Annotated in this window: 22 protein-coding genes; 12 read left to right on the top strand and 10 right to left on the bottom strand. The window is 69.0% G+C overall.

Annotation, left to right across the window (positions count from 1 at the left end; all coding sequences use genetic code 11):
• The first annotated feature begins 227 nt into the window (after window positions 1-227).
• The 7 genes from ACAM42_RS13620 (at window position 228) to map (ending at window position 5924) form a co-directional block, all read left to right on the top strand.
• Window positions 228-1235, top strand: coding sequence for a Bug family tripartite tricarboxylate transporter substrate binding protein (locus tag ACAM42_RS13620; protein WP_369632318.1), 1008 nt, complete (start codon window positions 228-230; stop codon window positions 1233-1235).
• A 26-nt stretch (window positions 1236-1261) separates the two neighbouring features.
• Window positions 1262-1927: a response regulator gene (locus ACAM42_RS13615; protein WP_095947407.1), complete on the top strand. Its 666-nt coding sequence runs from the start codon at window positions 1262-1264 to the stop codon at window positions 1925-1927.
• 30 nt (window positions 1928-1957) lie between these two features.
• Window positions 1958-3343 (top strand): sensor histidine kinase N-terminal domain-containing protein, encoded by a 1386-nt coding sequence (locus tag ACAM42_RS13610; RefSeq protein ID WP_369632764.1) that lies wholly within the window; start codon window positions 1958-1960, stop codon window positions 3341-3343.
• Between the two features lie 22 nt (window positions 3344-3365).
• On the top strand, window positions 3366-4385 hold the full coding sequence (locus ACAM42_RS13605) for a Bug family tripartite tricarboxylate transporter substrate binding protein (protein ID WP_369632317.1): 1020 nt from the start codon (window positions 3366-3368) through the stop codon (window positions 4383-4385).
• A 15-nt stretch (window positions 4386-4400) separates the two neighbouring features.
• Window positions 4401-4805, top strand: a complete 405-nt coding sequence (locus ACAM42_RS13600) for a DUF6194 family protein (protein WP_369632316.1) — start codon at window positions 4401-4403, stop codon at window positions 4803-4805.
• A 67-nt stretch (window positions 4806-4872) separates the two neighbouring features.
• Window positions 4873-5133, top strand: coding sequence for a ParD-like family protein (locus tag ACAM42_RS13595; RefSeq protein ID WP_062482851.1), 261 nt, complete (start codon window positions 4873-4875; stop codon window positions 5131-5133).
• Complete coding sequence (gene map, locus ACAM42_RS13590) at window positions 5133-5924, top strand: type I methionyl aminopeptidase (RefSeq protein ID WP_369632315.1); 792 nt, start codon at window positions 5133-5135, stop codon at window positions 5922-5924. Before ACAM42_RS13595 ends, map begins: the two co-directional genes overlap by 1 nt.
• 33 nt (window positions 5925-5957) lie before the next feature.
• On the opposite strand, the gene ACAM42_RS13585 is transcribed toward map, so the two are convergent.
• From ACAM42_RS13585 to ACAM42_RS13560, 6 genes are all read right to left on the bottom strand, one after another.
• Complete coding sequence (locus tag ACAM42_RS13585; RefSeq protein WP_369632314.1) at window positions 5958-6932, bottom strand: spore coat protein U domain-containing protein; 975 nt, start codon at window positions 6930-6932, stop codon at window positions 5958-5960.
• Window positions 6920-9253 (bottom strand): fimbria/pilus outer membrane usher protein, encoded by a 2334-nt coding sequence (locus tag ACAM42_RS13580; protein ID WP_369632313.1) that lies wholly within the window; start codon window positions 9251-9253, stop codon window positions 6920-6922. The genes ACAM42_RS13585 and ACAM42_RS13580 overlap by 13 nt, the downstream gene beginning before the upstream one ends.
• Window positions 9254-9278: 25 nt before the next feature.
• On the bottom strand, window positions 9279-10028 hold the full coding sequence (locus ACAM42_RS13575) for a molecular chaperone (RefSeq protein WP_369632312.1): 750 nt from the start codon (window positions 10026-10028) through the stop codon (window positions 9279-9281).
• A gap of 20 nt (window positions 10029-10048) precedes the next feature.
• Window positions 10049-10573, bottom strand: coding sequence for a spore coat U domain-containing protein (locus ACAM42_RS13570; RefSeq protein WP_369632311.1), 525 nt, complete (start codon window positions 10571-10573; stop codon window positions 10049-10051).
• A 401-nt stretch (window positions 10574-10974) separates the two neighbouring features.
• Entirely contained in the window at window positions 10975-12099 is a 1125-nt protein-coding gene (locus tag ACAM42_RS13565; protein WP_369632310.1) for a 3-deoxy-7-phosphoheptulonate synthase, read from the bottom strand.
• A 146-nt stretch (window positions 12100-12245) separates the two neighbouring features.
• Window positions 12246-12887 (bottom strand): hypothetical protein, encoded by a 642-nt coding sequence (locus tag ACAM42_RS13560; protein ID WP_369632309.1) that lies wholly within the window; start codon window positions 12885-12887, stop codon window positions 12246-12248.
• Between the two features lie 199 nt (window positions 12888-13086).
• Between ACAM42_RS13560 and ACAM42_RS13555 the strand changes: the two genes are divergently transcribed.
• Window positions 13087-13344, top strand: a complete 258-nt coding sequence (locus ACAM42_RS13555; protein WP_369632308.1) for a hypothetical protein — start codon at window positions 13087-13089, stop codon at window positions 13342-13344.
• A complete protein-coding gene (locus tag ACAM42_RS13550; protein WP_369632307.1) occupies window positions 13329-13772 on the top strand; it encodes a hypothetical protein in 444 nt (147 codons plus the stop codon). The genes ACAM42_RS13555 and ACAM42_RS13550 overlap by 16 nt, the downstream gene beginning before the upstream one ends.
• A gap of 13 nt (window positions 13773-13785) precedes the next feature.
• Here the strand turns inward: ACAM42_RS13550 and ACAM42_RS13545 are convergent, their stop codons facing one another.
• From ACAM42_RS13545 to ACAM42_RS13530, 4 genes are read right to left on the bottom strand one after another with little or no spacing between them, the layout of a single operon-like run.
• Window positions 13786-15009: an ROK family protein gene (locus ACAM42_RS13545; protein WP_369632306.1), complete on the bottom strand. Its 1224-nt coding sequence runs from the start codon at window positions 15007-15009 to the stop codon at window positions 13786-13788.
• Window positions 15002-15799 carry an ATP-binding cassette domain-containing protein gene (locus ACAM42_RS13540; protein ID WP_070059425.1) on the bottom strand — a complete coding sequence of 266 codons (798 nt, stop codon included), beginning with the start codon at window positions 15797-15799 and terminating at the stop codon, window positions 15002-15004. The genes ACAM42_RS13545 and ACAM42_RS13540 overlap by 8 nt, the downstream gene beginning before the upstream one ends.
• Window positions 15799-16758 carry an ABC transporter permease gene (locus ACAM42_RS13535; protein ID WP_369632305.1) on the bottom strand — a complete coding sequence of 320 codons (960 nt, stop codon included), beginning with the start codon at window positions 16756-16758 and terminating at the stop codon, window positions 15799-15801. Before ACAM42_RS13535 ends, ACAM42_RS13540 begins: the two co-directional genes overlap by 1 nt.
• A 29-nt stretch (window positions 16759-16787) precedes the next feature.
• A complete protein-coding gene (locus ACAM42_RS13530) occupies window positions 16788-17801 on the bottom strand; it encodes a sugar ABC transporter substrate-binding protein (protein WP_369632304.1) in 1014 nt (337 codons plus the stop codon).
• A gap of 524 nt (window positions 17802-18325) precedes the next feature.
• Here ACAM42_RS13530 and aspT (ACAM42_RS13525) point away from each other — a divergent pair.
• From aspT (ACAM42_RS13525) to ACAM42_RS13515, 3 genes are all read left to right on the top strand, one after another.
• Window positions 18326-19957 carry an aspartate-alanine antiporter gene (aspT, locus tag ACAM42_RS13525; RefSeq protein ID WP_369632763.1) on the top strand — a complete coding sequence of 544 codons (1632 nt, stop codon included), beginning with the start codon at window positions 18326-18328 and terminating at the stop codon, window positions 19955-19957.
• A 65-nt stretch (window positions 19958-20022) separates the two neighbouring features.
• Window positions 20023-21711: an aspartate-alanine antiporter gene (gene aspT / locus ACAM42_RS13520; RefSeq protein WP_062475727.1), complete on the top strand. Its 1689-nt coding sequence runs from the start codon at window positions 20023-20025 to the stop codon at window positions 21709-21711.
• A gap of 55 nt (window positions 21712-21766) precedes the next feature.
• The gene (locus tag ACAM42_RS13515) at window positions 21767-23425 is read left to right on the top strand and encodes a bifunctional aspartate transaminase/aspartate 4-decarboxylase (protein WP_369632303.1); all 1659 of its coding nucleotides are present in this window, start codon (window positions 21767-21769) and stop codon (window positions 23423-23425) included.
• Window positions 23426-23432: the final 7 nt, after the last annotated feature.

The following is a 23432-nucleotide window of genomic DNA, read 5'->3' as shown; positions in this document are numbered from 1 at the left end:
GAGGTCCCGTGAACGCGAGAAATCAGTGAGGGACCGAATGGAAGGCGAGGAAGTGTCTTGAAGCCACAACATTCCGAAGCCCGCGCCATTGAGTGCGAGTTCGCGCCGGCAGCGCGACGCCATCCCGTTCGGCCACCGGGCTCCATCCAGAGAGGCACTGACAGCATTCCGACAGCATCCGCCCGGCAGGATGCGGGCTTCCATCCAAAAAACACTGGAGACAAGCCATGTCCGACCGCTTCCCCACCGACGTTCCCCTGAGCCGCCGCCACTGGCTGCAAGCCGGCGGCGCCCTCACCCTCGGCGGCCTGCTGCCTTCGATGGCCTGCGCGCAAGATACCTGGCCCAGCAAGTCGATCCGTTTCGTCGTGCCCTTCGCACCGGGCGGCAGCTCGGAGATCGTGGCGCGTTCCACCGCCGCCGAGCTGTCGCGCACGCTGGGCCAGAGCGTGTTCGTGGACAACAAGCCCGGCGCGGCCGGCAACATCGCCATGAGCGAGGTGGCACGCGCCACCGACCAGCACACGCTGATCCTCGGCCACATCGGCACGCTGGCCGTGAACCCCTACATCTTCGCCAAGCTGCCCTACGACGCGAACAAGGACTTCAAGCCCGTGAGCCTGCTGGCCAAGGTGCCCAGCCTGTACGTGGTGCACCCCGACGTGCCGGCGAAGAACCTCAAGGAATTCATCGCCTATGCCAAGAGCAAGCCCGGCAAGCTCAGCTACGGCTCGGCCGGCAACGGCAGCGCCGGCCACCTGGCCTTCGAGTACCTGAAGATGACGGCCGAGGTCTTCATGCTGCACGTGCCCTACCGCGGCACCGGCCCGATGGTGACCGACCTGCTCTCGGGCCGGCTCGATGCCTCGGCCATCGGCGCGGCGGCGATCATTCCGTTCATCAAGGCCGGCAAGGTGCGCTGCATCGCGACCGGCTCGGCCAAGCGCCTGGCGCAGCTGCCCGACGTGCCGACCGTGGCCGAGCAAGGCTTCCCCGGTTTCGAGATGACGCAGTGGTACGGCATGCTCGCGCCGGCCAGCATCACGCCCGCGCAGATGGCCAAGCTGTCGGCCGAGACCATGAAGGCCGTGAAGTCACCCGACTCGATGCAGCGCCTCACGGCCGATGCGGCCGAGGCCGTGGGCGGCACGCCGGAGCAGTTCGCGCAGTTCATCACCGCAGAACAGAACCGCTGGCAAAAGGTCATCGCCCGGGCAAACATCAAGCCTGATTGAGGCAGGCAGGCCCTAGCATCGGCGCCATGCGCATCCTGCTGGCCGAAGACGAACACACCCTGGGCACCTGGCTCTGCAAGGCGCTGGAGCATGCGGGCATCCAGGTCGAGTGGGTGGACGACGGCCGGCTGGCCGACCGGGCGCTGCAGCAGCGCGACCACGACGCGCTGGTGCTCGACCTGGGCTTGCCCGGCATGGACGGCCACACGGTGCTGCAGCGGCTGCGCGAACGCGACCAGCGGCTGCCGGCGCTGATCCTCACGGCGCGCGATTCGCTGGACGAGCGCGTCGCCTCCCTCAACGCGGGCGCGGACGACTTCCTCGCCAAGCCCTTCGCGCTGGCCGAGCTCGAAGCGCGACTGCACGCGCTGGTGCGCCGCGCGCGCGGCGTGGAGCATCCGCGCCTGGCCTGCGGGCCGCTGGTGTACGACGGCGCGCGCCGGCAGTTCACGCTGAACAGTGAGGCGCTCGCCCTGTCACCGCGCGAACAGGCGGTGCTGCGCGCGCTGGTGCAGCGCAGCGGCGAGCCGCTGTCGAAGCAGCAGATCCTCGACCGCGTGTTCTCCGACGACGACGAGGTGCACCTCGAAGCCATCGAGGTGCTGGTCTATCGGCTGCGCAAGCGGCTCGACGGCAGCGGCGTGCGCATCGTCACGCTGCGCGGCCTGGGCTACGTGCTGGAAGCGGACTGAGTGAGCGCGCTGCGCCGCTTCACCGACCGCATGCGCCGCACCAGCCTGTGGCAGCGGCTCGCGCTGCTGCTGTTCCCCGCCCTGCTGCTGGTGACGGGCATCGAGCTGTGGATGACGCGGCACGACGCGCTGGCCGCTGCCAACGCTGCCTACGACCGTTCGCTGCTCGGCGCGCTCAAGTCGATCGACGCGAACATCTCCACGGCCTCGGGCGGGCTGTCGGTCGAGCTGCCGTACACGATGTTCGAGTTCTTCGAGCTCACGGCCAGCGGGCAGGTGTTCTTTCGCGTCGCGACCTCCGACGGGCTGGTCGAGCTGGGCAGCGCCGACCTGCCCGCGCCGCCCGTCGAGCCGGCGATGGGCGTACCGGCCTTCTACGACGCCACCTACTTCGGCGAGGCCGTGCGGCTCGCGGCCTACCGGCGCGACCTGGACCGCGCGCCGGCCGGCAGCACCGGGCGCAGCGTGCTGATCCAGGTCGGCGAGAGCACGCGCTCGCGCCAGGAGTTCACGAGCCGCTTCGTGCGCAGCGCCGCACTGCGCGACGGGCTGATCCTCGCGATGCTGCTGTGCGGCACCGCGCTGGCGCTGGCGGCGGCGCTGCGCCCGCTGTCGCGGCTGGCGCGCGAGGTGCAGGCACGCACGCCCGACGACCTGACGCGCATCGCCGAGACCGACCTGCCCGCCGAGGTGCGCCCGTTGGTCGCCGCCGTGAACCAGCAGATGGCGCGCACGCAGGAACTGGTCGCACAACAACGGCAGTTTCTGGACGACGCCTCGCACCAGCTGCGCACGCACCTGACCACGCTGCAGATGCAGGCCGACTACGCACGCCGCGAGGACGACCCGGCGCAGGTGCGCGCCGCGCTCGATGCGCTGGGTGCCGAGATCGGCCGCGCCACGCGCAGCGCGCAGCAGCTGCTGGCGCTGGGCCGCAGCGACACCGTGGCCGTGGCGCCCGCCGAATTCGACACCGCCGAGTTGCTGCGCGAGGTGGCGGTCGACCTGCTGCCGCTGGCACGCGCCAAGCGCATCGACCTGGGCATTCATGCGCCCTCGCCCGACCTGCAGGCGGTGGGCGACCGCGGCCTGCTGCGCGAGGCGCTGAGCAACCTCGTGGCCAATGCCATCGCCTACACGCCGGCGGCCGGCACCATCACGCTCTTCGCGGCCGGCGACGCCGCGGGCTGGAGCCTCAACGTGGAGGACGACGGCCCCGGCCTGAGCGAGGACGAGCGCGCCACCTTGGGCCAGCGCTTCCGGCGTGGCACGCGCGCGGACCAGGGCGGCTTCGGGCTCGGCCTGGCGATCGTGCGTTCGATCGCGCAACGGCACCGTGGCGATTTGCGGCTCGAAGCGCGCGGCGCGGGGCCGGGCCTGCATGCCATCATCTGGTGGCCCCGTCCCGCGGGGTGAACCGCCGCCCTCCGTCCCTTCGATGCCACGCCCTCTCGCCTTCACCCGTCGCCATGCGCTGCGCGCGCTGTCCGCGTGGCTCGCGCCTGCCGCGCTGCAGGCGACGGCGGCGACGGGCGATGCGCCCGAAGGCCCGGCGGAATGCGTGATTCCCGCCAAGGCCGGCGGCGGCTTCGCGCTGACCTGCGCGCTGGCGCGCGATGCGCTGCAGGCCGTGCGCCCCGCGCGCACGCCGCTCGCGCAGCGCTACCTGCCGGGCGGCATCGGCGCGGTGGCCTTCGACCGCATCGCGAGCGGCCAGCTCGGCGGGCCGGGCACCCTGGTCGCGTTTTCGAGTGGTTCGCTGCTCAACCTCGCGCAGGGCCGCTTCGGGCCGCACCCGCCCTCGGCCGTGCGCTGGATCGCCACGCTGGGCACCGACTACGGCGTGGTCGCCGTGCACCGCGACTCGCCCTACCGCCGCCTGCAGGACCTGATCGCCGCGCTGCGCCAGGACCCGTCGCGCGTGGTCTTCGGCGCTGGCGGCACGGTCGGCAGCCAGGACTGGGTGAAGGCCGCGCTGCTGGTGCGCGCGGCGGGCGGCGCACCGAAGGCGATGCGCTTCGTGTCCTTCGAAGGCGGCGGCGATGCGCTGGGCGCGCTGCAGGGCAAGCACGTCGACGCGTTCCCCGGCGACGCCGCCGAGGCGCTGCAGGCCATCGCCGGCGGCGCGCCGCTGCGCCTGCTCGCGGTGCTGTCCGAAGCGCGGCTGGGCGGCGCGCTCACCGGCGTACCCACCGCGCGCGAGCAAGGCGCGGACATCGTCTGGCCGACCGTGCGCGGCGTCTACCTGAGCGCCAACGTGCCCGACGCCGCCGTGCGCGCCTGGACCGCCGCCTTCGCCGAGGCCACGGCCGCGCCAGGCTACGCGGCCCTGCGCGAACGGCACGGCCTTTATCCTTTCGCCCTCACCGGCGCCGCGCTCGACGACTACGTGCAGGCGCGCATCAAGGCCTACCAGGCGCTCGCCGACGAGCTCGGCCTGCGGCGCTGGAAGCCTTGACCTCATCCAATCTCCATGACCGAAGACGACATCACCCAACACCTCATCGACATGCTCGGCGGCGGCCATTTCGAAGTGGCCGACGACAACACCTTCTTCTTCCACGGCGCGGACAACAAGTTCCCCTTCGCCACGATCGTGACGAAGGACAACGAGTTCGACAGCGCCTCGAAGCTGAACCGGCCCGGCGTGTTCCGCCTGAACGTCGGCGTGGGCAAGGAGACCTTTCGCGCGCTGTTCGGCGAGCAGCCGCCAGTCGACATCGACTACACCGCGCTCGACCGGCTGATGCCGCACCCGGTGTACGCCAAGATGCACTGGGTCAGCGTGATCAACCCGAGCGCCGCGACCTTCGAGACCGTGAAGCCGCTGCTGGCGGAGGCGCGCAACCTGCTGATCGCGCGAGACAAGAGCGCGTAGACCGGCCTCAAACACCCGACCACATGAAACGCATACAATCCATATACGTTTCATACAGAGGTGGCCCATGGGCATCGTCAAGATTTCAGACCTGATGCACGAGAACCTGCGCGTGGCGGGCAACGCCCTCAGCCGGTCGATCAATGCGCAGGCAGAGCACTGGATGCGGGTCGGCATGCTGACCGAGATGCATCCCGACCTCGACTACCGGGAGGTCTGCCAGCTGCTGATCCAGGCCGAGCTCTCGGGCGGGCTGGACATTGCCGCGACAGTCACTGCGGCCCCACCCGGCAAGCCCCGCGCCCCCGCCAACGGCAAGCAGCACTGATGGCACACGACGTTCCCCTCCGCTCGGCCGACGAACTGGTGATGGCGCGGCGCGCCGCCCAGCTGGCCGCGCAGGTCTTGGCCATGATCGAGCCCCACGTCGTGCCCGGCGTGAGCACCGAAGCGCTCGACCGCCTCTGCCACGCGCACATCGTGAAGGTGCAAGGCGCCATTCCCGCCAACGTGGGCTACCTGGGCTATCCGAAGACCATCCTCACCTCCGTGAACCAGGTGGTGTGCCACGGCATTCCCTCGCCCGACAAGATCCTGAAGGCGGGCGACATCGTCAACATCGACGTCGCCGTCAACAAGGACGGCTGGTTCGGCGACACCAGCCGCATGTTCTTCGTCGGTGCGCCCAGCGTGCTCGCGCGCCGGCTGGTGGAGACGACCTACGAAGCGCTGTGCGCCGGCATCCGCCAGGTGAAGCCCGGCGCGACGCTGGGCGACGTGGGCCACGCGATCCAGTCGGTCGCGCAGCGCGAGCACTTCAGCGTGGTGCGCGAATACTGCGGGCACGGCATCGGCCGCATCTACCACGACGAACCGCAGGTGCTGCACTTCGGGCGGCGCGGGGCGGGCCTCGTGCTCGAGCCGGGCATGGTCTTCACCATCGAGCCGATGCTCAATGCGGGCCGCGCCGAAACGAAGCAGCTGGCCGACGGCTGGACCGTCGTGACCAAGGACCGCTCGCTGTCGGCGCAGTGGGAGCACATGGTCGCGGTCACGGCCGACGGCTACGAGGTGCTGACGGCCTGGCCGGGCGGCACGGGCACGTACGCGCCGATCTGATGCGCGGCCCGGCCCCGGGGCGATGGCGATTCTTCAGTAGGTCACGGTGACCGTGATCGTGTCGCTGTAGCTGCCCGGCGTCACATTGGTCTGGGCCGGCACCCGCCCATAGACCGGAATGCTGCTGCCGGGGTTGCCGCTGCCGTCGACCGTGTCCGTGCCGACGGTGTTGCCCCAGCGCAGCGAGCGCGCGGCATCGCGGTAGAGCTCGTACTGGATGTAGTCACCGGTGCCGCCCGCCATGCGCCGCTGCGTCCCTGCCACGTTCACGCCATTGCTCAGCCCCACCTTCCAGGCGGTGCTGGGCGGGCAGGCCATGGTGATGGCGGCCGTGCCGTTGACCGCGGCGCTCAGCGAGCTGGCACTGCCGAAGTCCAGGTCGGTGGCCGCCACGCTGACGGTGCAGGCGTTGGAATAGAGGGCCGTGACCTGCGTGTAGAAGTTCGTCCTGCCGACGTACTTGGCCGAACTCGCGATGCAGCTGTCGGGCGCGTTGCCGCTCTTCATGCCCCAGACGACCTCGGAGTTGTAGATGTTGGCCTGGTAGCTGCCCGCCGCCAGCGATTGCCCGGACGGCACGCGGCCATACAGCGGGATGTTCAACGCGACATTGCCGCCGCTGGCCGGCAGCACGAAGGTGCCACCCGCGCTGGCGTAGGTGCCGCCGCCCGGCGGCGGGCCGACGATGCCGCTGCGGGCCGCGTCGGCATAGATGTTGTAGGCCATCTGCGAACCGTTCCAGTTGGTCATGTAGCGCGGGGCGTAGCCGGCGATCTCGTTGCCCTGGGAGACGTACACGCAGTAGCTCAAGTACATGGTCTGGCCGGTGTCGTTCTGGCACGCGAAGCCGACCGTGGCGGTGGTGTCCGTCGCCGCCGACGCCGTGACGGTGCCGAAGGCGAAGCTCGGCTGGCTGGCGACCCAGCAGCTCGGGTCGGCATGCGCCGCGCCCATGCCCAGCAGCCACGAGAGCGCCAGCGCCAGTTTCACGAATCTCAACGTCCACATGTCAACCGCTCTTTCTGCAAACCACCGCCTTCGGGACGCCGCCAGTCGAACTGCGCCCGGCACACCGCGCCGTCGGGCGTGCGCACGGCCAGCGTGTTGCGCACGTCGAGCGTGTCCAGGTACACCCAGCCGTCGTAGCCCACCACCGCACCGCCGCCCTGCCCGCCCTCCTGGCCGTTCACCTGCACACGGCTGCCCAGCGGCAAGGGCTGGCCCTGCGCGTCCGTCAGTGCCACGTGGGCGGCCCGCACGGGCGTGATGCCGAAATGCGCCCGTGCGCCCGACCGGCCGGCCGGGGTGATGAGGCTCTCGGCGCGCTCGATGCGCACGTCGGCGGGCAGGTCCATCGGGTCGATCGCCAGCTTGTTGTTCTGGTAGGCGTTCACCGGAACGACCAGCAGCAGCCCGCTCGCATTGGTCTGCCCCACCGGTCGATTCTCGAGCTTCACGGGCACGCCGGCCACGCCGTCGGTGTCCACCACCGCAAAGGCGTCGTCGATGCGCCGCGCGGCCAGCACCCCGCCGCCCATCAACACCAGCGCACCGCTGGCGCCGGCATAGGCGTAGCGGCTGGCGCGGCCGCCGCCCATCTCGCTCACGCCGGCCTGCACGCGGCCGTAGGGGCCGAGGTAGTTGATTTCGGCTTGGCCACCGGTCGTGCCGCCGCCCGTGCGCGCGGTGGCGCGCCAGCCCCAGCCGCCGTCACCGAGGGGGGAGTGCTGCGCGCTGACGGTGCCCACCGTGCCCTGGTCGCCGCTGCGCTGCACGCCGGCGCTCACGCTGGTCTGCGCGTCCCAAGACCAGCTCAGGCCGACGAAGATGCCGCGGTCACTGCGCTTGTCCAGGTTCTGGTTCATGCCCACCGAAACCGAGGTCGTGCGCCCGATCGAACGGAACCAGTTCACGCTGGCGTAGCGCGACGCGTTCTGACCGACCGGGCGCAGGTAGAGGTAGCTGACGCTAACGTTGCCCAGGCCGCCCATGTCGTAGCCCACGCTCGCGCTGGCGCTGCCCTTGGCCGGGGCCGCGCCGTAGGCCGTGGCCACGTCGCGGTAGTCGCCCTGGGTGCGCGTGCCGTTCAGACCCACCGACAGGCGCTCCTGCCGCCACAGGTAGCCCAGGCTGGTCTGCGTGCCGCTGCGACTGCCGCCGGGGGTGTCGGCGTCATGCCGGCTGCCCGCCAGCGCCGCCGACAGCGTGCCCGCGGCGCCCAACTGCCACACGCCGCCCGCGCCGGCCAGCGCCAGGCCGCGCGTCACTTCGCCATGCGCCTCCACCGTGAAGCTGTCGCTGAGCCCCCGGCGCCAGGTGCCGGTCAGCACCGGCTGCTTGCCGTAGTCGAAGGAGCGCAGGCCGTAGTTGCGGCGCACCACGCCCAGGTCCACCGTCCAGTCGGTCAGCCCGGGCGCCAGCAGGCGGCTGCTGTCGAAGAGTGAGAAGCTCAGCGTGGCGGCGCGGCCCAGCGCGTCGGTCACCACCACCTGCGCCGTGCCCGTGCTGTTGATGCGCGGCAGCGCGTTGAGCTGGAAAGGCCCCGCCGGCACCTGGCCGCTGTACTGGCGGATGCCGTCGATGAACAGCTCCACGTCCGAAGGCATCGTGGCCGAGCCGATGAAGCTGGGCAGCGGTGCGGTCTGCCGGTAGGGCTGCAGGCCGAAGTCGCGCGACAGCTGGATACCGCCGATGCGCGTGGCGCGCGACCAGGGCACGGCGCCGGTGAGCGTGTCGCCCACGCGCAGGGTGAGCATCCTGTCGGGGAAGGCCATGCTCCAGGTGCTGTCCATGCGCACGGACTGGTCCTTCCAGCCCTGGGTGTCGTGCGTGCGCTGCATCAGCCAGGTGGTGCTGAGCACGCTGGCGCCGCGGAAGGCGCGCAGCTCGCCGAAGGCGCTCAGGCTGGCGCTGCCGCCCCTGCCCTGGGTGCCATAGAGGTCGTAGTTCAGCAGCAGGCCGGTGGACGTGCTCAGGGGCTGCGCGGTGACTGCCGCCTGCCCCACCGTGGCCGTGGGCAGCTGCAGCATCGCCAGCGGCGCGGTCAGGCTCAGTTGCTGGCGCGCGGCGTCGTAGTCGGCCACGAGCCCGGGCAGGTCGCGCAGGGGCAGCCATTCGGCGCCGTTGTCGGGCAGGGAGAAACTCAGTTCGCGCAGCACCGCGCGGGAGGCCGACAAGGCCCCGGCCTGCAGGCGAAACGGGTGCAGCCCGCGCGCCATGCCGTTGAGGCTGACCTCCAGGTACAGCGTCATGGCCCCCGGCACGGACTGCGCGGCGGGCGCTGCGTGGGCGGGGAGCGTGGTCAGGGCCAGCGCAAACGGAGCCAGCAAGGCCCTCGCAGCGAACCCCGCCCGCTCAGCGCGCCAGCGGCGCGAGGTTGGCGTCCGTCGTTCTGCCATCGATCATGACCTGCCAGCGACCCGCGCCGACCAGGGCAGCGGGCGACGTCTTCAGCGGCCAGCGCATGGTGGCGCCGGGCAGCACGTAGCCCAGCAAGCCGGTATAGGCGGCGACGGCGCGGCCATCCGCGCCGGTGAACACGAGGTCCGCCAGCTGGGCATGCACCCCGCCGCTGTTGCTGACTTCCAGCACGGCCTTGCCGTCCTCGCGCCGCAGGTTCCAGCGCAACTGCGCGGGGGCTGGCTCCGCGCCCGCCGGGGACACGAAGATGGGCAGCGAGTGCCGCATCACGAAGTTCAGGTTGCTCTTCTTGCCATCCGCCGCCGCGCCCGCCGCCTGGGGCACGGGCAGCTCATCCACCAGCACGCGGTAGGCCTCTTCCGCCGGGCCCGCGGGCGGCGGGCCGTTGCGGATCACGCGCACCAATTGCCGTCCGTCGGTGGGCAGCTGCAGCATGGGCGGGCTGACGACCAGTCCATCCGCCGGCTCCATGCGGTCCTGTCCGTCCACCTGCGTCCATCGGAAGACGCGGATCTGCGCATCCAGCGGCGCCGTTCCCGTGTTGCTCAGCCAGAGCCCGTCGCCCTGCCGTGTCGGCGCCAGCGTCAGGGTGACGGGCGAGACCTGCAGGCCGGCCGCCTGGACCGCACCGCCGCCAAGCAGGCATGCGCCCCACAGTCCGAGGATGGCAAGTGCACGTCTCACGATTCAGTACGGGTACGGGCTCAGTACGTGACCGTCACCGTGACGGTGTCGGCGTAGCTGTCCGGGGTGAAGTTGGCGTTGGTGTTCTTGGCGTAGACCGTGTGCGTGATCGCCGCACCGGTGCCCGTGCCGCCGACCACATTGGCGCCGGTGCCGACGGTGTTGCCCCACACGGCGGTGTTGCCCGCGTTGGAGTACAGCGCGTAGGGCACCTTGTCGGTGTTGGTGGCCGAGTTGGCGACGGACGACATGGCGCCCGTGCCGTCGGTGGTGCCGCCGTTCGTGGACGAAGGCAGCAGGCCGACGGTGTACGGCGTGGTCTTGGAGCAGGTGACCGAGATGGTGTTGTTGCCCGTCTGGTTGGTGGCGGTGGGCTGCACGGAGGTGCCCAGGCTGATGTCGGAGGCGTTGCCGGCGGTCACCGAGCAGCTGCGCACGATGGTCATCTTGACCTGGAAGCTGGCACCGGCGGTGTCAGCCAGGGCCGAGCCGGATGCGAAAACGAGGGTGGCGGTGGCCGCTGCGGCGACTGCGAGCTTGAGCATGAAAGCACTCCAAATGTAATCAATAAGACCTGACAGGTCGGTATTTTGTAATCATTTTGCATACGTTTTGACTACAAAGTGGCGCAAGGATGCCCCACAACCGGCCCGTTTGCCCTCGGATTCACGGCGCCTCGGCTCAAATTTCGTGATCTAGTTCTCGTAACAATTGGAAAACTGTTTGCATTGTTTACATTTCCACCACAGTCAAAGCGCCCCCTGCCTCCGCGAAGTGGAGGCCTTGGTGCGGTCGATAGCGGGTGGGGAAGTGGTCGCAACAAGCGCAGGGCTTGGTGGCGCCCGAGGCTGGGCAGCCTCAGGAAGTCGATGCGGGCCGGCTCAAAGCGTTGCCCGGACCCGCCCGGGCGCAGACGGCAGGGAGTCGCCCTGCCCCCCCGTCAGCCTCAGGCCCTGGCCAACCGGCGCCGCGCCTTCACCGCCGACGCCAGCCCCTCGAGCACCGGCACCGTCTGCGCAAAGCCGATGCACGCATCGGTGATCGACACGCCGTGCTTCAGCGGCACACCAGGCTTCAGGTCCTGCCGGCCTTCCTCGAGGTGGCTCTCGATCATGATCCCGGTGATGCGCCGCTCGCCGCCCGCGATCTGCGCGGCCACGTCTTCGGCCACCACGATCTGGCGCTGGTGCTGCTTGCTGCTGTTGCCGTGCGAGACGTCGATCATCACCTGGGGGCGCAGGCCGTTGGCCAGCAGCGCCTCGCAGCTCGAAGCGACATCCGCCGCCGAATAGTTGGGCGCCTTGCCGCCGCGCAGGATCACGTGGCAGTCGTCGTTGCCGCGCGTCTCGAAGATCGCGGCCATGCCCATCTTGGTCATGCCCATGAAGGCATGCGGCGCACGCGCCGCGAGGATGGCGTCGGCCGCCACCTTCACGCTGCCGTCGGTGCCGTTCTTGAAACCGACCGGGCAGCTCAGGCCCGAGGCCAGCTGGCGATGGCTCTGGCTCTCGGTGGTGCGCGCGCCGATGGCGCCCCAGGCGATCAGGTCGGCGATGAACTGCGGGCTCAAGAGGTCGAGGAACTCGGTGCCGGTCGGCAGGCCCAGCGTGGTCAGCTCCAGCAGCAGGCGCCGCGCTCGCTCCAGGCCTTCGTTGATGGCAAAGCTGCCGTCCAGGTGCGGGTCGTTGATATAGCCCTTCCAGCCGACGGTGGTGCGCGGCTTCTCGAAGTAGGCGCGCATCACGATGAGCAGGTCGTCCTGCAGCGAATCGGCCACCCTCTTCAGGCGCTGTGCGTACTCGATGGCCTGGTCGTGGTCGTGGATGGAGCACGGGCCGACCACCACGACCAGCCGGTCGTCGCGGCCGTGCAGCACGTCGGCGATGGCCGCGCGGCTGCCTTCGACCAGCGCGAGCGTGTTGTCGCGCACGGGCACGCGCTCCTGCAGCAGCGCGGGGGTCATGAGGGGACGCACGGCGCCGATGCGCACGTCGTCGATGCGGGTGGTGTCAAGGGTGCTGTCGCGGGAGCCGACTTCGGCGTCGTGGCGGGGGTCGTCGAGGCGAGGCATGGTCGTGGAATGCTGTGATGTCGAGGGGGTTGCTTCGATTGTCCCCCAGCGCGCCCTCCTCCCCGGCTCAGGCCGCCTTCAGGAACACGTCGGGGTCCGTCGCGGCCGGCATCCGCAGCTGGCCTCAGGGGACCCAAGCCAGGCGATCACGCCGACGAACGCGACAGCGTCGCCAACTTCTTCCTCGCGCTCTGCAAGAGGCCGACCTTCTCGGCGGGCAGCGGCGCCTTCGTATCCCCGGGCTTGATGATCTCGAGCGCCGCGGGTTTCGGCATCAGTGCATCGCGCGGCGTGAGGCCGTTGAACTTCGCGTTCGAGATGACGTGCACCTTCAGGTGACGGTGGATGTTCTTCGAGAGCTTCCGGCAGGCGGCCGCCAGGGTGGCTTCGTCGGGCATCGACTGGCCGTGCACGACGAGCAGCTCCAGGGTGCCGTCTTCGTCCTCCGCGAGCACGAAGGCGCGCACGACCGAGGCCTTGAACTTGCTGCGCAGCATCGCGCGAACCGGCTCGGCCGCGGCGAACGACTTGAGCGCGATGTTGCGCAGTTCGTCGTGGAAGATGAACGCGCGGTCGATCGCGAAGGTCTCGGCCTCCTCGGCCTTCGGCTTTTGCTTCTTCAGGATGCCGCTGCCGACGAGGTGCGCCAGGGTGCGCTCCGCATCGGCGGGGTCGAGCTTCGAGCGATGGGCCAGCTCGCTGGAAGACAGGGGTTGGTGGGGCGCCGCGTAGGCGACCATCAAGAGCTTTTGCACCTCGGGGGCGAAAAGAAAATCTGCTGCACTCATTTCGCGGTTCTCAACTTCTCTACGTCTGTGGGGTTCTCTACAAGCGGGTTGCATTATCGAGAGCGCCCCGCTTCCCGTGCGATGCGGCTTTCTCCACGGCGTTTTCGCGACGGATTCCGTCACCGCGCATGGCGCCGGCCTACAGCAGAGCCCGGCGCTCACCGGTAAGAACGGCTGAACACGACAAGGAGCTTCAGCCATGGACCTGAAACAGACGATCGACAAGATCAAGCAGGTGGATGCGGCGCGCGCCGACTACCCCGGCGAACACCTCGTCGTGCTCGGCGCCGGCGTGCTGCTGTTGCTGGCCGCGGGCCGCAGCCGGTCGTTCCTGATGCGAGTCATCGCGGGCGCCGCCGGCGGCGCGCTGATCGGCCGGGCGGCGAGCGGCACCGGCGGCATCGCGAAGCTGGCCGGCGTGTTGCAGAACGGAGGCCTGGCATGGCCGCGGCGTTGACCCCGCGGGTCCGCCCGCCTGCAGGCGACCCCCGGCGGTACTGGGCCCCGTGCCTGGGCGTGGCGCTGGTGGCGATGTCGCTCTTCTATGTGACCTTGAAAGACCTGGTGCACGAGAGTGCGGCGCGTGCTGCGCTCTTGACCACGGCAGTCGTTCCGGTCGAGGCCGAGCCCGACAGATCGACCGCCCGCGAAACGTTGCCGGATGCGGTGACCCGCGCATCCAAGGAACCTGCCACGCTGACGAACACGCACTTCGAGCCCCCGGTGATCGGCCCCGCCGCCAAGTCCGTTCCTGCCGTCGTCGAGGTGCACAAGTGCGTCATGCCCGAGGGCGATGCGACCTACTCCGACGGGCCGTGCCCCGCAGGCGCACGCGCGACCACGCTGCGATTGCCGCGCGACCTGCACGCCTCCGCGAATCCCTGAGCTCTTGAGCGGCTCACCCCGCCTTCAAGAACACATCGTGGTCCGGCGCAAAGTTGGCGTGCAGCGGCAGCATCGCGCCGCCGAGCGCGCAGGCCTGCGCCCCCGCCCGCCCGCCGTGCAGTTGCGGCGCCCACAGGCCTTCCCAGTTGCATTGCGCGAGCGCCGCGCGGGTCTGCACCAGCAGCGCGTCGAGCAGCGCGCGTGACATCGAGCCGTCCATCACCACGTCGGCCAGGTCGAGCACCGCGGTGCTGCTGACGATGGCATGCGCCAGCGCGCGTGACGCGCTGCCGAGCCAGGCCTGCGTGGCCGCGGCGAACGGCGCCTCGAGCGCGCGGTCGTCGTAGGCCGCCGTGGCGTCGAGGCCTTCGGCGCGCAGGCGTTGCTCGAGCTCCCACAGCGACGCCTCGGCCACCACCTGCGTCGACAGGCCTTCGGAGGGCTTCTCGGTGCGCATCGGGATCGACGCGAGCGCGCCCGCGTTTCCGTGCGCGCCCGTGTGCAGGTGCGAGTTGATGACCAGCCCGCCGCCCACGAAGGTGTCAACGAAGATGTAGAGAAAGCTCTTGAGGTCGTGCCCGCGCCCCGTCACCAGCTCGGCCACGCAGGCCGCCACGGTGTCGCGCGCGAAGCCCACGGGCACGTCAGTGCGCGCGCGCACCTCGGCCAGCAGGTCCATCTGGTTCCATTCGTCCGACTGCGCCTTCGACAGCCCCAGCGTGCGATGCCAGCCGCCAAGCTGGAACGGCGCCGCCAACCCTGCGCCCACATTGCGCGCGGCCAGCAGCCCGAGCCCGTCGCGCAGGCGGTGGATGTGCTCGGCGATCACGGGCAGCAGCGCCTCGGCGTCCGGAAATTCGTAGCGGATCGCGTGGTGCTCGCGCACGCGTGCCGCAAAGTCGATCAGCAGCCACTCGGCGCCGCGCCGCCCGAGCTTGACGCCGATGGCAAAGGCGCCGTCGGGGTTCAGTGCCAGCGGCACCGAGGGCTGGCCGATGCGCCCGCGCACGCGGCTTTGCTTGACGATGAGGCCGTCGTCCTCGAGCCGCGCGGTGATGAGGCCGATGGTCTGTGCGCTCAGGCCCGTGAGCCGCGCGAGGTCGGCCTTGGGCAGGCTGGTGTGCACGCGCAGCGCCTGCAGCACCACGCGCTCGTTGAACTGGCGCATGCCCACCTGGTTGGAGCCACGCGGACGCAGCAAGGCCGACGGGCGCTCGAGGGCATCGGTATCAAGCATGGGCTTCCGCAGGCAACTGGTCGGCGGTCATGGCGCCGGTCATCACGGCCACGGTGTCGCTCATGCTGATCTTCTTCGGATTGAGCACGGCCGCGCGCTTGCCCAGGCGGGCCACGTGGATGCGGTCGGCCACCTCGAACACGTGCGGCATGTTGTGGCTGATGAGCACCACGGGCAGGCCGCGCTCGCGCACGCGGCGGATCAGCTCGAGCACCATGTTGCCCTCTTTCACGCCGAGCGCGGCGGTGGGCTCGTCCATGATGACCACGTGCCGCGCGAAGGCCGCGCTGCGCGCCACGGCCACGCACTGGCGCTGGCCGCCCGAGAGCGTTTCGACGGCCTGCGTCATCGACTGGATGCCGACCTTCAGGTCGGCCATGCGCGCCGTGCTTTCGAGCAGCATCTTTTTCTTGTCGAGCATGCGCAGCACGTTGCCCAGGAAGCCGGGGCGGCGCAGCTCGCGGCCGAGAAAGAGGTTCTCGTAGATGGTCATCGCGGGCGCGACGGCGAGGTCCTGGTAGACCGTCTCGATGCCGGCGCGGCGCGCGTCCAGCGGGTTGCGGAAATGCACCGGCGCGCCGTCGAGCAGGATCTGGCCTTCGTCGGGCACGATGGCGCCCGACAGTGCCTTGATGAGCGACGACTTGCCCGCGCCGTTGTCGCCGATCACCGCGAGAATCTCGCCTTCGCGCAATTCGAAGTCGACGCCGTCGAGCGCGGTGACCTGGCCGTAGCGCTTCACCAGGCCCTTGGCCTGCATCACGATCTTGGGGTTGGCCACGGTGTTCATCAGCGGGCTCCCTTGCGCGAGAGCTGATCGGCCGCCACCGCCAGGATCACGAGCACGCCCGTCACCAGCACCTGGTAGATCGACGACACGCCCATCAGCGTGAGCCCGTTGCGGAACACGCCCACGATCAGCACGCCGATGAGCGAACCCAGCACGATGCCGCGCCCACCGAAGAGGCTGGTGCCGCCGAGCACCACGGCGGTGATGGCATCGAGGTTCTCGGTCTGGCCCGCGTTCGGGTCGCCCACGCCGGTGCGCGCCACCGACAGCAGCGAGGCGATGCCGTAGAACACGCCCGCCGCCACGTACACCGCGAGCAGCACGCGCTGCGTGGGAATGCCCACCAGCCGCGTGGCCTCGGCGTTGTTGCCGATCGCGTAGACATGCCGGCCGGCCGCCGTCTCGCGCAGCACGAACCACGCGAGCGCATAAAGCGCCAGCATGAGCACCGAACCCCACGCCACCTCGGCGCTGCCGATGGTGAAGGTGGTGCCCAGGCCCGTGAGGCCGGCGGGCAGGTCGGTGATGGTCTGCGAGGACGAATACAGCTGCGTGATCGCGAACGCGATGTTCAGCGTGCCCAGCGTCACGATGAAGGGCGGCAGCTTGATGCGCGTGACCAGCAGGCCGTTGAGCAGGCCGAACAGCGTCGTCACGCCGATGCCGCACAGGATGGCCACCGGCACCGGCAGGCCGAGCTCGGTGGCGAACTTCGTCATGATGATCCCGCCCAGTGCCATCACCATGCCGCACGACAGGTCGATGCCGGCCGTGAGGATGATCAGCGTCTGGCCGATGGCGATCACGCCCACCACCATCACCTGCTGCAGGATCAGCGACAGGTTGCCGCCCGTGAGAAAACGCTCGGACTGCGTCGCAAAGAAGATGCAGGCGCCGAGCAGGGCCAGCCACGGCCCGAGGGCGCCCCACGGGATGTGGTGCGTCGGAGATTTCGCCATCGGTGTGCCTCCCTATAGACCGGGGCCGTTTACTTCTTGCCCCAGCACAGCTCGGTGCCGGTCTTGGTGTCCTTGCTGTCGACGCCGGCCACGCTCTTGCCGGCGATGAGCGTCACGCCGGTGTCGACGTAGCCCGAAGCCTTCTTGCCGGTCTTGGCGAATTCGACGCCCGCGGCCACGCCCATGGCGGCCATCTTCAGCGGGTACTGCTGCGAGGTCGCGGCGATGATGCCGGCGGCCGTGTCCTTGATGCCCTGGCAGCCGCCGTCGACCGAGACGATCATCACGCCCTTTTCCTTGCCCGCGCGCTTGAGCGCGTTGTAGGCACCGGCCGCGGCGGGCTCGTTGATGGTGTAGACCAGGTTCACGTCGGGCGCCTTCTGCAGGCAGTTCTCCATCACGGTCTGCGCCTTGGCCTGGTCGCCGAAGCTGTCGGCCATGCAGACGATCTCGGGCGACTTGGACAGCTCGTTCGACTTGGCATCGTTCGCAGCCAGACCGAAGCCCTTCATGAAGCCGTTGTGACGCTGCGCACCCACCGGATGGCCCGGCAGCAGGTCGAGCGCGACGATCTTGGGCGTCTTGCCGGCCATCGCGGCCTTGGCGTATTCGCCGATGAGCACGCCGGCCGTGTAGTTATTGGTGGCGAAGAGCGCGTCGGTGGCGTCCGGCGGATCGGCCGGGCTGTCGAGTGCGATCACCATGATGCCCTTGTCGCGTGCCTTCTTGATGGCCGGCACGATGGCCTTGGCGTCGCTGGGCGTGATGAGGATGGTCTTGGCGCCGGCGGCGATCATGTTTTCCATCGCGGTGATCTGGCCCGCGTTGTCGCCGTCGGCCTTTCCTGCCCCCGACAGCAGCTTGGCGCCGAGCTTCTTGGCCTCCTCCTGCGCGCCCTCTTTCATCTTCACGAAGAAGGGGTTGGTCTCGGTCTTGGTGACCAGGCCGATGACGGGCGGGTCGGCGGCCAGGGCCGTGGACGTGGCCGATGCGGCAAGGGCCAGGACGGCCAGGGCGGGAACGAAGCGCGGGCTGATGAACATGAGGTTGTCTCCTTCAGGGGGGCGGGCGCACAGCGCCTGCCGTACTTGCTATGGAACCGGATGACCACCCGCCAACGAGCGGGAAGGCATTCGGACGAGGGGGACTATCGAGCAGTCGACCGACTAAATCAAGCAATTTGAGTTATCGAAAACCCGAGGCCGGACAGGTTCGTGCGGTCAGAGCTGACTGCGACGGAGGATTCCGTGCAGCGCGTAATTTGTAATTCAAACGGCCTCGTTTCTATTGCCGCTCGCTCAATTCTTTTCTGATTTTGACAATTGTCATGGATGTTGATTTATCGTCATCGAAGATGCAAAGAATCGGCAATTCGCAAAACGAAAAATAAAGTTTTCGCTGGAGCCCCACCACTCGCCAGCCGTTGATGCCAATGGATGCAGTGCTCCTTTTTTCGTTGCGATCCGCCGACCCGCTCGAATGAACAAATAACCCGGAGGGATCGCGGCAGATGTTCGGCCACCTTGTGGAAATACTCAGAAACAGTCCGGAAATCGCATTGTTTCTGGTGCTGTGCATTGGCTACGCGGTGGGCCAGATCCGCTTCGGGCCGATCCAGCTGGGCGGCATCTGCGGCACGCTGATTGCCGCGCTGGTGGTCGGCCAACTGGGCATCCGGCTCGACGACAGCGTGAAGAACGTGTTCTTCATGCTCTTCATCTTTGCGCTCGGCTACGCGGGCGGCCCGCAGTTCTTCGCCAACCTCGACGCCAAGGGCCTGCGGCTGGGCCTGCTGTGCCTGGTCGAGGTGGTGGTAGTGCTCGCGCTGGTGCTCGGCGCCACCGTGCTGCTGTCGCTCGACCGCGGCACGGCCGCCGGGCTGATGGCGGGCGCGGCCACCGAATCGGCGGTGGTGGGCACGGCGACCGACGCGATCTCGAAGCTCTCGCTCCCCGCCGCCGAGATCGCGCAGTTGCAGGCCAACGTGGTCACGGCCTACTCCATCACCTACGTCTTCGGGCTGATCGCCATCGTGGTGGTCACGAGCCAGGTGTTTCCGCTGCTGCTGCGCGTGAACCTGCGCGCCGAAGCCGACAAGCTCTGGAAGACCATGGGCGGCGGCGCCGACGACCCGGAGGCCGCCAGCGCCACGCCCGAGATGGTCGGGCGCGTGTTCCGCGTCACCGTGGGTCGTGGCCGCTCGGTCGGCGAGCTCACGTCGATCCTCGGGCGGCAGGCCAGCATCGAGCGCGTGGTGCGCGACGGCCAGAGCCTCGCGGTCGAGCCTGGACTGCACCTGCGCGTGGGCGACCAGGTGCTGGCCATCGGCCGGCGCAGCGCGCTCGTCAACGTGGGCGAGCTGCTGGGCCGCGAGTTCGCCGACACCACCGCCTTCGACACCGTGGTCGAGACCACCGAGGTCGTCGCCAACCGCCGCGAGTGGTTCGGTCGCGGACTGCGCATGCTGGAAAACGAGTTGCCGTCCGCTGTGCAGGTGATCGGCGTGGCGCGCGACGGCCACGCCATGCCGCTCGTGAACGACCTCACGCTGCAGCGCGGCGACGTGCTCCAGCTCTACGGCCCCGCGCCCGAGGTGGCGAGCGCCATCGCACAGGTCGGCGACCGCGTGATCGCCTCCACGCGCAGCAACATCAGCTTCGCCGCCGCGGGCATTTTGCTGGGCGTGTTCATCGGCAGCTTCAGCGCGAAGCTCGGCGGCATTCCGTTTTCGCTCGGCACCGGCGGCGGCGCGCTGCTCACGGGGCTGGCCTTCGGCTGGTACCAGTCGAAGCACCCGCACCGCCTGAGCGTGCCGGCCGACGCGCTGGCGCTCATGAAGGACCTGGGCCTGGCCACCTTCATCGCCTGCGTGGGCCTGGCCTCGGGGCCGCAGGCGCTGGCGCTGGTCCAGAAGTTCGGCGTTGCGCTGCCGCTGGTGGGCATCGCCGTCGCGGTGGTGCCGGCCAGCATCTCGCTGTTCGTCGGCCACCGCCTGCTCAAGCTCGAGGCGCCCGTGTTGCTCGGGGCCATCGCCGGCCAGCAGTGCAGCACGCCCGCGCTCAGCGCCGTGCAGAACGCCGCGGGCAACACCACGCCGCTGCTGGGCTACACGATCACCTACGCCATCTCGAACGTCGTGCTGCCGCTGATGGGCCCGCTGATCGTGGCCCTGGCCGGTTTGGTGCAGCACGCGAAATAGAACGACCCGCCGCCCCACGCCCTCCCCCCTCTTCTTCTCATTGATGCCCTGAAAGGACTTCCCCTATGGAATGGCTGCATGAACTCTTCAAGAAGTCGCCCGAAATGGCGCTCTTCCTCTCACTGGCTGTCGGCTACTGGATCGGCAAGATCAAGTTCGGCAAGTTCCAGCTCGGCGGCGTCGCCGGCTCGCTGCTGGTGGCGGTGATCGTCAGCCAGGTCGGCGTGCAGATCGACGGCGGCGTGAAGGCCGTGCTGTTCGCGCTGTTCATCTACGCCGTGGGCTTCGAGAGCGGGCCGCAGTTCTTCAGCTCGCTGGGCAAGCAGTCGATCAAGGAAATCATCCTGGCCGCCGTGATGGCGGCCACGGGCCTCGCGACCGTGGTGGTCATGGCCAAGCTGTTCGGGCTCGACAAGGGCCTGGCGGCGGGCGTGGCGGCCGGCGGCCTCACGCAGAGCGCCATCATCGGCACCGCGGGCGACGCCATCGGCAAGCTCGGCCTCGCCGCGGCCGAAACCGCGCGACTGCAGGGCAACGTGGCCATCGGCTATGCCGTGACCTACGTGTTCGGCTCGTTCGGCGCGATCATCGTGTGCGTCAACATCCTGCCCAAGCTCATGGGCCGCAGCATCCGCGACGACGCGATCGCGGCCGAGACCGCGATGCAGGCCGGCGTGAAGGTGCTCGGCCCCGACCAGGAAGAAGCCGCGCCCTCGCTGGTCGGGCGCATCTACCAGCTCACGAGCGACCCGCAGCGCACGGTGGCCGACATCGAGAACGCCAACCCGGCCACCACCATCACCATCGAGCGCGTGAAGCGCGACGGCAAGTTCGTCGAGGTCAGCCCCACGCTCGTGCTGCGCCAGGGCGACTACGTGCTCACCGTGGGTCGGCGCGATGCCGTGGTGGCGAGCGCGCCGCTGCTGGGCAAGGAGGTCGACGCGGTCGACGGCATGGAGCTGACGCTGAACAAGCGCGAGATCGTGCTCACCAACAAGGACTTCGGCGGCAAGACCGTCGACCAGATCCGCCAGGCCACCGCCGGCGGCGTGCGCCACGGCATCTTCGTGGTGCAGCTCAGCCGCATGGGCCAGGTGCTGCCGATGAAGCCCGACACCGTGGTGCAGGTGGGCGACCTGGTGTCGATCTTCGGCGCCGAGCAGGACGTGAAGCGCGTCGCCTCCCTCGTCGGCGACGTGATCGTGCCCAGCGCCAAGACCGACTTCGTGTACCTGGGCGCGGGCCTGGTGGTGGGCCTGCTGGTCGGCCTGCTGAGCGTGAAGATCGGCGCCATCCCGCTGACGCTCGGCGCCGGCGGCGGCGCGCTGCTGTCGGGCCTGCTGTTCGGCTGGTACCGCGCGAAGAAGCAGACCTTCGGCGCGCTGCCGCCCAGTGCGGTGCAGCTGCTGAAAGACCTGGGCCTGGCGGGCTTCGTGGTCGTGGTCGGCCTGACGTCGGGCCTGCAGGCCGTGCAGACCATCAAGGAACTGGGCCTGACCATCTTCGGCGTCGGCGTGGTCGTCACGCTCGTGCCGATGATCCTCACGATGCTGTTCGGGCGCTACGTGCTGCGCTACGACAACACGGCCGTCTTCGCGGGTGCGCTGAGCGGCTCGCGCAGCGCCAACCCGGCCTTCGGCGAAGTGCTGGGCAAGGCCGAGAACGCCATTCCCACCGTGCCCTTCGCCATCACCTACGCGCTGGCCAACGTGTTCCTCACGCTGCTGGGGCCGCTGATCGTGGCGCTGGTCTGAGCACCGCGCCTTCCCTTTTTTTTCTTCTTTCTTTTTATCAACCAAGGAGTACTCCATGGATTTCGGCGACGTGAAAAAGCTGGGCGGCCTGAGCCCGTTCGAACTGAAGGATGCGCTGATCCAGGTCGCACGACAGAGTGACCGCCTCATGCTCAACGCCGGCCGCGGCAACCCGAACTTCCTGGCCACCACCCCGCGCCACGGCTTCTTCCAGTTCGGCCTGTTCGCGATGACCGAGGCCGAGCGCTCGTACATCTACATGGCGGACGTGGGCGGCTTTCCGCAGCGCGAGGGCATCGAGGCGCGCTTCGAGCTCTTCGCCAAGTCGCACGAGGGCGAGCCCGGCGTGCGCTTCATCGAGGCCGCCGTGTCTTACGTGCGCGACCAGCTGGGCCTGTCGGCCGGCGACTTCATCTACGAGATGTGCGAGGCCATCCTGGGCTGCAACTACCCGGTGCCCGACCGCATGCTGCGCCTGACCGAGATCGTCGTGGGCCAGTACATCCACAAGGAAATGATCGGCACCCACCCCTTCGTGGGCAAGTTCGACATGTACGCGGTGGAAGGCGGCACCGCCGCCATGACCTACCTGTTCAACAGCCTGCGCGAGAACCACCTGCTGTCGCCGGGCGACACCATCGCGCTGGGCATGCCGATCTTCACGCCCTACATCGAGATCCCGCACCTGAACGACTACCAGCTCATCGAGGCGCTGATCGATGCGCCGCCCGAGAACAACTGGCAGTTCACCAAGAAGGAGCTGCAGAAGCTGCTCGACCCGAAGGTCAAGGCCTTCTTCCTGTGCAACCCGAGCAACCCGCCCTCGGTGAAGATCAGCGACGAGGTGCTGGGCTACATCGCCGACATCGTGAAGCAGCGGCCCGACCTCATCATCCTCACGGACGACGTGTACGGCACCTTCGCCGACAACTTCCTGTCGCTGTTCGCGATCTGCCCGCAGAACACCATCCTGGTGTATTCGTTCTCGAAGTACTTCGGCGCCACCGGCTGGCGCATGGGCGTGGTCGCCACGCACGAGGACAACATCCTCGACCGCAAGATCGCCGCCCTGCCCGAGGCCAAGCGCAAGGAGCTCGACGCGCGCTACAGCTCCATCACCACCGAGCCACGCAAGCTGAAGTTCATCGACCGCCTCGTGGCCGACAGCCGCACCGTCGCGCTGAACCACACGGCCGGCCTGTCGACCCCGGTGCAGGCGCAGATGGTGATGTTCTCGCTGTTCTGCCTCATGGACGAGGGCGAGACCTACAAGAAGTCGATGAAGCACATCGTCTCGCGGCGCAAGGAGGCGCTGTACCGCGAGCTGGGCCTGCCGCTGCAGCCCGACCCGAACTCGGTGAGCTACTACCACCTGCTCGACCTGCAGGACATCGCCACGCAGATGCATGGCGAGCGCTTCGGCAAGTGGATTCTCACGAAGCTGCAGCCCAACGAGGCGCTGTTCCGCATCGCCGCCGAAACCAGCATCGTGCTGCTGCCCGGTCGCGGCTTCGGCGGCAAGCACCCCTCGGGGCGCGTGTCGCTGGCCAACCTCAACGAGTACGACTACGCGAACATCGGGCGCTCGCTGCGCAAGATGGCTTCGGAGTACTTTGCGATGTTCGAGAAGGAGGTGGGGGGCGGCAAGGCGGGCACGGCGAAGACCGCCGTGGTCAAGCCCGTGAAGACGGGCAAGGCCGGGAAGAAGAAGTAGCCCTTCT

The sequence above is a fragment of the Variovorax sp. V35 genome (assembly GCF_041154465.1).
Classification (GTDB): Bacteria; Pseudomonadota; Gammaproteobacteria; order Burkholderiales; family Burkholderiaceae_C; genus Variovorax; species Variovorax boronicumulans.
The sequence above is the reverse complement of the archived record's forward strand: the minus strand, read 5'-3'. Positions and strand labels throughout refer to the sequence as shown.